Source organism: Intrasporangium sp. (assembly GCF_036566125.1).
Lineage (GTDB): Bacteria > Actinomycetota > Actinomycetes > Actinomycetales > Dermatophilaceae > Intrasporangium.
Map to the genome: position 1 here is coordinate 1 of NZ_DATCWX010000306.1, position 6,592 is coordinate 6,592.

The window sequence follows — 6,592 nt, forward strand, 5'->3', positions numbered from 1 at the left end:
GAGCCCGGCGAGGCCCTGGCCCACGTCCGCGCTGCCGTCGCCCGCACGAGTGCCGAGCTCGGCGAGAAGCTGCGCATCCTCGTCGGCAAGCCCGGCCTCGACGGACACAGCAACGGTGCCGAGCAGGTCGCCGTCCGAGCCCGGGATGCCGGCTTCGAGGTCGTCTACCAGGGGATCCGCCTCACCCCAGACCAGATCGTCGCCGCCGCCGTTGCCGAGGATGTCCACGTCGTCGGCATCTCGATCCTCTCCGGCTCGCACATGGAGCTCGTTCCCGAGGTCCTCCACGGCCTGCGCGATGCCGGAGCCGGTGACGTCCCTGTCATCGTCGGGGGCATCATCCCGGAGTCCGACGCGAAGGCGTTGCGCGAGGCGGGAGTCGCCATGGTCTTCACGCCCAAGGACTTCGGCCTCAACGAGATCATGGGAGAGATCGTCGGCGTCATCCGCGCGTCACGAGGCCTGGCCCCGCTCGAGCCCGCCCCCGCCTGAGATCAACCTGCCAAGCCACGCGGGTCTTTTTGGGGGTCCACGGGGGCTCGCCCCCGTGTGTCGGCATACAGTCACAGCATGAGCGACCTCCAGTGCGCGGCCCGCATCGTCGTCGTCACCCCACGTGGGCTGGGTGACGTCAAATGGCTCGCCTCCGAGCTCCACCGGGAGCGGGTCCAAGCGGTGTATGCCGCTGACGACGTTCCCGACACAGGTCCCGTCGAGACGTTGGCCGAGGACCTCGGCGTGCCGTGCCACAGCGGCCGTGGTGACCTCGAGAACGGGTCCGAGGGACTCGAGGACATCGTCGATCGCCACCGGGGAGAGACCGTCGTCGTCGTGCGCGGGGGAGCGGCGACAGAGCCGGTGCTCATGCTCGTCGACGCTGACGGTTCGAGCCTGCACAGCCTCGACGAGAACGTGTAGCGGCCAGGGCGGACGGATGGTGGACCGGCCCTCGGCCCGCCGAGGTCGCGCCCTAGCCTGTGCCGCATGGATGGTGGGTTTCCCGGGCTCGGGACCGTGGTCAACGTCATCGCGGTCGTGCTCGGCGCCAGCCTCGGCATGCTGGCGGGCAACCGCTTGCCCGACCGCGTCCGGCGCGTCGTCACCGACTGCCTCGGTCTGGTCACCCTGCTTGTCGCGATCCTCTCAGCCCTCGACGTGACCTCACCGGCCCTCGAGGAGACGGTCGGCTCGGGCGTGCCCGTCCTCATCGTGCTCGGCGCCCTGCTCCTCGGCGGCATCGTCGGCGCGTTGCTCCGGATCGAGGAGCGGCTCGAGTCGCTCGCCGGGGTGGTGCAGGGCTGGGTCCAGCGGCACGGGTCCAAGGGACAGCACGACCACGCGGAGCGGGAACGCTTCATCGAGGGCTGGCTCACCGCGTCCCTGCTCTTCTGCGTAGGTCCGCTGACCATCCTCGGGTCCCTCTCCGACGGGCTCGGCAGGGGCATCGACCAGCTGGTGCTCAAGTCGGCGCTCGACTTCTTCGCGGCCATCGCCTTCGCGTCGACGTTCGGCGTGGGCGTGCTCTTGTCGGCGGTGTCGGTCGCGGTCGTCCAGGGCGGGCTGACCCTCCTCGGCGTCACCCTCGGCGCCGTGGTGCCGGAGGCTCACATCGCGGCGCTGACGGCGACGGGTGGCCTGCTCCTCGTCGGCATCGCCTTGCGGCTCCTCAACGTCCGGCACATCCCGGTCGGGGACCTGCTGCCCTCGCTCCTCGTGGCGCCGCTGCTCGTCAGCATCGTGGCGCAGTTCCGCTGAGCGTGCGGTGGGCTTGTGGTGAACGCGGCCGACCGTCAGAAGAGGCGAGCCTCGGCGTCGTCGATCCCCCTGAGCGCGTCGTAGTCGAGCACGACACACCGGATGCCGCGATCCTCCGCCAATGTGCGGGCCTGAGGCTTGATCACCTGGGCGGCGAAGACGCCGGTCACGGGTGAGAGCAGCGGATCCCGGTTCATCAGCTCGAGATAGCGGGTCAGCTGTTCGACGCCGTCGATCTCTCCGCGGCGCTTGATCTCGATCGCCACGCTGGCCCCCGCGTGGTCCTTGGCGAGGATGTCGACGGGTCCGATCGCCGTCATGTACTCACGGCGGACGAGGGACCAGCCGTGCCCGAGGGTGTGGATGTGCTCGGCGAGCAGCCTCTGGAGGTGGGCCTCGACGCCGTCCTTGACGAGGCCGGGGTCCGCGCCGAGCTCGTGTGCCGAGTCGTGGAGGACCTCGTGGATGTGGACCGTGAGCCGATCCTCCGACTTGGCGTGCTGGACGCGCCACACGACCACGACGCCGTCCTCGGACTGGGCGTCCTCCGGCTCGAGTTCGACCAGCGTGCAGGGCGGCGACATCCAGTTGAGCGGCTTGTAGGAACCGCCGTCGCTGTGGACGAGGACCGAGCCGTCCGCCTTGACGACGAGCAGCCGGGTGGCCAGCGGGAGATGGGCGGTGAGCCGCCCGTCATAGTCGACGCTGCAGCGGGCGATGACGAGACGCACCGGGCCACCCTAACGTCCAGGGTTTCCGGGCCTCCGGGCAGTGGCGTGGGAAGCGTCACCCCGGGGACAGGTTTGTGCGGCTCGCGGCCTCTGCGAGACTCGTCCGCATGGCTCGTGATATCACCAAGGTTGGCGTCATCGGACTCGGCACGATGGGTGCCGGCATCGTCGAGGTCTTCGCCCGCAACGGCATCGAGGTCGTCGCGGTCGAGGTCGACGACGAGGCCGTGGAGCGTGGTCGGGAGCACCTCGACACCTCCACGGGCCGTGCCGTCGCCCGGGGCAAGCTCTCCGAGGACGACCAGGCGGCCCTCGTCTCTCGCGTGCAGTTCACCTCGAACCTCAACGACCTCAAGGATTGCCAGCTCGTCGTCGAGGCGGTGCCTGAGCACCTCCATCTGAAGAAGGAGATCTTCGCGAGGCTCGACCAGATCGTCGACGAGGACGCGATCCTCGCGACCAACACCTCCTCGCTGCCGGTGACCGAGATCGCCGTCGCCACGAGCAACCCCAAGCGGGTCGTCGGCATGCACTTCTTCAACCCGGCACCGGTCATGCAGTTCGTCGAGGTCATCAAGACCGTCGTCACGGCCGACGACATCTTCGAGCGCGTCAAGGGCCTGGCCAAGCGCCTCGGCAAGCAGCCGGTCGTCGTCGGTGACAAGGCGGGGTTCATCGCCAACGCCCTGCTCTTCGGCTACCTCAACCACGCGGTGTCGATGTACGAGAGCAAGTACGCGAGCCGCGAGGACATCGACGCCGCCATGCGGCTCGGCTGCGGCTACCCGATGGGGCCCCTCGCCCTCATGGACCTCATCGGTCTCGACACGGCCTACGAGATCCTCGACACGATGTACAAGCAGGGCCGCGATCGGCTCCACGCTCCCAGCCCGATCATCAAGCAGATGGTCAGCGCGGGTCTGCGGGGCCGAAAGACCGGACGGGGCTTCTACACCTATGCCGCGCCCGGGAGCTCGCAGGTCGTCGAGGACGCCCAGACGCCCCGGCCGAACGGTGAGAGGGGCATCGCTCTGCGGCCCATCGCCAGGGTCGGGGTCGTCGGCTCGGGCACCATGGCGACCGGCATCGTCGAGGTCTTCGCCAAGGCCGGTTACGACGTCATCTACGTTGCCCGCGCCAGCACCAAGGTCGACTCCGTCCGGGCTGCGCTCACCAAGAGCCTCGAGAAGGCCGTGCAGCGCGGGAAGGCCACCGAGGCCGACCGCGATGCGGCGCTCGCCAAGATCACCGGCTCGACTCGGCTGGATGACCTGGCCGAGGTCGACATCGTCGTCGAGGCAGTGGTCGAGGACCTCCATGTCAAGCAGGCCCTCTTCGAGAACCTCGACGAGATCTGCAAGCCCGGCGCCATCCTCGCCACGACGACGTCGTCGCTTCCCGTCATCGAGTGCGCCTCCGCGACGAAGCGGCCACAGGACGTCATCGGGATGCACTTCTTCAACCCCGCCCAGGTGATGAAGCTCGTCGAGGTCGTCCACACCGTCTCGACGGCCGACGATGTCCTCGCGACCGTGCAGGACCTGTGTGTCAAGATCGGCAAGCACCCGGTGACCTGTGGGGACCGGGCCGGCTTCATCGTCAACGCGCTGCTCTTCCCGTACCTCAACGACGCGGTGAAGATGCTCGAGGCCAACTACTCGACGGCGGACGACATCGACACGGCGATGAAGACCGGATGCTCGCTGCCGATGGGCCCGTTCGAGCTGCTCGACGTCGTCGGCCTCGACGTGGCCCTCGCCATCGAGCGCGAGCTCTACCTCGAGTTCCGCGAGCGCGGCTATGCCCCGGCTCCGCTCCTCGAGCACCTCGTCACCGCCGGCTACCTCGGGCGCAAGTCCAGCCGCGGCTTCCGCACGTACGCCTGACGGATCGACGCCCACTCCGCAACACACCCGGAACCTCAACACTCACCACTGTTGCAGCAGGGTCGAGTTCGAGATTCCCGGGTGTGTTGCGGAGAATGGGTGGCGTGTCACCGAAACGCCGACCGAGCAAGCACGCCCGTCCCCACGTGCCGCTCGACGTCGTCCGGATCCAGGGCGGGGCCACGCGCGAGGACTTCTATCGCGGCCTGCGGTGGACTGTGCGAGCCGTCAGCGGTGCCTCGGCAACGCGCCCCTACCTGTGCCCCGGGTGCCAGCAGGACATCGAGCCGGGGGTTCCGCACGTCGTCGTGTGGCCGGCCGAGGGGATCGGCGGAGTCGACGACCGACGGCACTGGCACACCGGCTGCTGGCAGCGCCGCGATGCCCGGCCGTCAGGCAACGCCTACCGCTGAGCACGCCCGAGTGAGCCTGCCAGCGGGAGCAAGCCCAGCGGCATACGGCATCGTCGAAGCCAGCGGCAGGTCAGTGTTGCTGCTGTCTGGGCACGAGGACTTCCTCGTAGATGAGCAGGGCCCCGGCTGCGACCGGGATGGCCAGCAGGGCACCGAGGATCCCGAAGAGGGTGCCGCCGACAAGGGCCGCGACCACGGTGAGGGCACCCGGCACCGCCACGGTCTGCTGCATGATCCGCGGCATCACCGCGTAGTTCTCCAGCTGCTGGTAGACGATGAAGTAGATGATGACGATGAGCGCCTTCTGCGGCTCGTCGAAGAAGGCGACGAGGGCCACGACGGCGGCGCCGAGGGTGGCACCAACCATCGGAATGAGCCCGAGGACGCCGACGGCCACGGCGAGGACGGCGGCGTACGGCACGTCGAGCAGACTCATCATGATCCAGGCGCAGAAGGCGTTGGTGGCCGCGACGGCCACCTGCCCAATGGCATAGGACCCGACTCGGCGCATGATCTCCTCGGCGAGCGAGATGAAGCGGGGGCGGCGGCTGGCCGGCACGACGGCATAGGCCGCCTGCTTGACCGAGGGCAGCGACGCGAGGAGGTAGAGCGTGAGGACGAGGACGGTCAGGATGCTGAAGACACCTGAGGCAATGATCCTGCCGGCGTCGAGCACGCCGCCGAAGATGCCGGCCCAGAGGTTCCCATCGGCGACGCGTCTGTTGATCTCCTCCTGGATCCGCTGGATCACCTGGTAACGATGGTCGAGGTCCTGGACCCAGGGGTTGCGCAGCAGGTCGTCGAGCATGCCGGGTGCCCGGTCGGCCAGCTCGGTGGCCTCTGCAGCGACCGGGGGAATGACGACCATGCCGATGAGGGTGAACACCGCGAGCAGGCCGAGGAAGACGATCGTCACCGCCCACCCGCGGCGCATCCGCTGACGGGTCAGTCCTTCGACCAGAGGGTTGAGCGACAGGGCGAGGAAGAGAGAGACGATGAGCAGGGTGATCGTCGTGTCCAACCGGCCGATCGCCTGGATGACCGCATAGGCCACGAGCACGCCGAGTGCGCCGACGAACCCGACGTAGAAGGGCGACTGGCGGTTGAACGGGATACCCGCCCTGCCGAAGTCGCGATTCCGGCCGTTGCTCGTTGTGCGGCCGAGCCGTCCGGCTCCCTGCGAGGTTGCTTCGTCGGGGCCGGGCTCACCGAGCGGCAGCGTGCTGCCGAGCAGGTCAGGACCGGCCTCCTCCAGGACCGGGCGCTCCTGGAGCTGGACGGGCGCGGCGGGTGCAGCATGGGCGGCGGGACCACCGCTTCTCTGCTCCGCTCGCACCTCGGCGATGCGCTCGCGCTGCGCACGCCGGTACTGCGTCCACCGCCGCCAGAAGGTCACCCCGGGAGCCTACGCGAGGCTCCCGGGATGACGTGCTCGGAACGTGACGTGTCCGCCCCCGACGGGCAGGCCAGGTGGGTCACTCTCCGCGGAAGCGGTTGATCTCGGCAGCGAAGCGGGCGCGCTTGCCGACGTTCGTCACCCCGAGACCCTCCTCCGGCGAGAGCGTGAGGACACCAACCTTGCCCTGGTGGGCGTTCTGGTGCACGTCGAGCGCCGCCTGGCCGACGTCGTCGAGGGCGTACGCCTTCGAGAGCGTCGGGTGGATGAGGCCCCGGTTGATCAGCTCGTTGGCCTCCCACGCCTCCCGGTAGTTGGCGAAGTGCGAGCCCTGGATGCGCTTCAGGTGCATCCACAGGTAGCGGTTGTCGAACTCGTGCATGAAGCCGGACGTCGAGGCGCAGGTGACGA

Annotated in this window: 7 protein-coding genes and 1 pseudogene; 5 read left to right on the top strand and 3 right to left on the bottom strand. The window is 68.9% G+C overall.

Annotated features, from left to right (window positions below; translation table 11 throughout):
• The 3 genes from VIR15_RS18370 to VIR15_RS18380 form a co-directional block, all read left to right on the top strand.
• Positions 1 to 492, top strand: a 492-nt coding sequence (locus tag VIR15_RS18370; protein ID WP_331930408.1) for a cobalamin B12-binding domain-containing protein, incomplete at its 5' end; no start/stop codon positions are given.
• A 78-nt stretch (positions 493 to 570) separates the two neighbouring features.
• Entirely contained in the window at positions 571 to 918 is a 348-nt protein-coding gene (locus tag VIR15_RS18375) for a hypothetical protein (protein WP_331930410.1), read from the top strand.
• 66 nt (positions 919 to 984) lie between these two features.
• On the top strand, positions 985 to 1,755 hold the full coding sequence (locus VIR15_RS18380) for a DUF554 domain-containing protein (protein WP_331930412.1): 771 nt from the start codon (positions 985 to 987) through the stop codon (positions 1,753 to 1,755).
• Between the two features lie 35 nt (positions 1,756 to 1,790).
• Here VIR15_RS18380 and nucS read toward each other — a convergent pair whose 3' ends face one another.
• Complete coding sequence (gene nucS / locus VIR15_RS18385; protein ID WP_331930414.1) at positions 1,791 to 2,486, bottom strand: endonuclease NucS; 696 nt, start codon at positions 2,484 to 2,486, stop codon at positions 1,791 to 1,793.
• A 107-nt stretch (positions 2,487 to 2,593) separates the two neighbouring features.
• Here nucS and VIR15_RS18390 point away from each other — a divergent pair, with 107 nt between their 5' ends.
• Together VIR15_RS18390 and VIR15_RS18395 are read left to right on the top strand one after the other, a co-directional pair.
• Positions 2,594 to 4,372, top strand: coding sequence for a 3-hydroxyacyl-CoA dehydrogenase family protein (locus VIR15_RS18390; RefSeq protein WP_331930416.1), 1,779 nt, complete (start codon positions 2,594 to 2,596; stop codon positions 4,370 to 4,372).
• A gap of 104 nt (positions 4,373 to 4,476) precedes the next feature.
• Positions 4,477 to 4,785 carry an Rv1322 family protein gene (locus VIR15_RS18395; RefSeq protein WP_331930418.1) on the top strand — a complete coding sequence of 103 codons (309 nt, stop codon included), beginning with the start codon at positions 4,477 to 4,479 and terminating at the stop codon, positions 4,783 to 4,785.
• A gap of 70 nt (positions 4,786 to 4,855) precedes the next feature.
• Here VIR15_RS18395 and VIR15_RS18400 read toward each other — a convergent pair whose 3' ends face one another.
• Together VIR15_RS18400 and VIR15_RS18405 are read right to left on the bottom strand one after the other, a co-directional pair.
• Positions 4,856 to 6,181: an AI-2E family transporter gene (locus tag VIR15_RS18400; RefSeq protein WP_331930420.1), complete on the bottom strand. Its 1,326-nt coding sequence runs from the start codon at positions 6,179 to 6,181 to the stop codon at positions 4,856 to 4,858.
• A gap of 79 nt (positions 6,182 to 6,260) precedes the next feature.
• Positions 6,261 to 6,592 (bottom strand): annotated as a pseudogene (locus VIR15_RS18405) (crotonyl-CoA carboxylase/reductase); the annotation flags it as partial.

Excerpts from the sequence above, each read along its gene's own strand:
- VIR15_RS18375 (WP_331930410.1), top strand. The coding sequence starts at position 571 with ATGAGCGACCTCCAGTGCGCGGCCCGCATCGTCGTCGTCACCCCACGT.
- VIR15_RS18390 (WP_331930416.1), top strand. The coding sequence starts at position 2,594 with ATGGCTCGTGATATCACCAAGGTTGGCGTCATCGGACTCGGCACGATG.
- VIR15_RS18380 (WP_331930412.1), top strand. The coding sequence starts at position 985 with ATGGATGGTGGGTTTCCCGGGCTCGGGACCGTGGTCAACGTCATCGCG.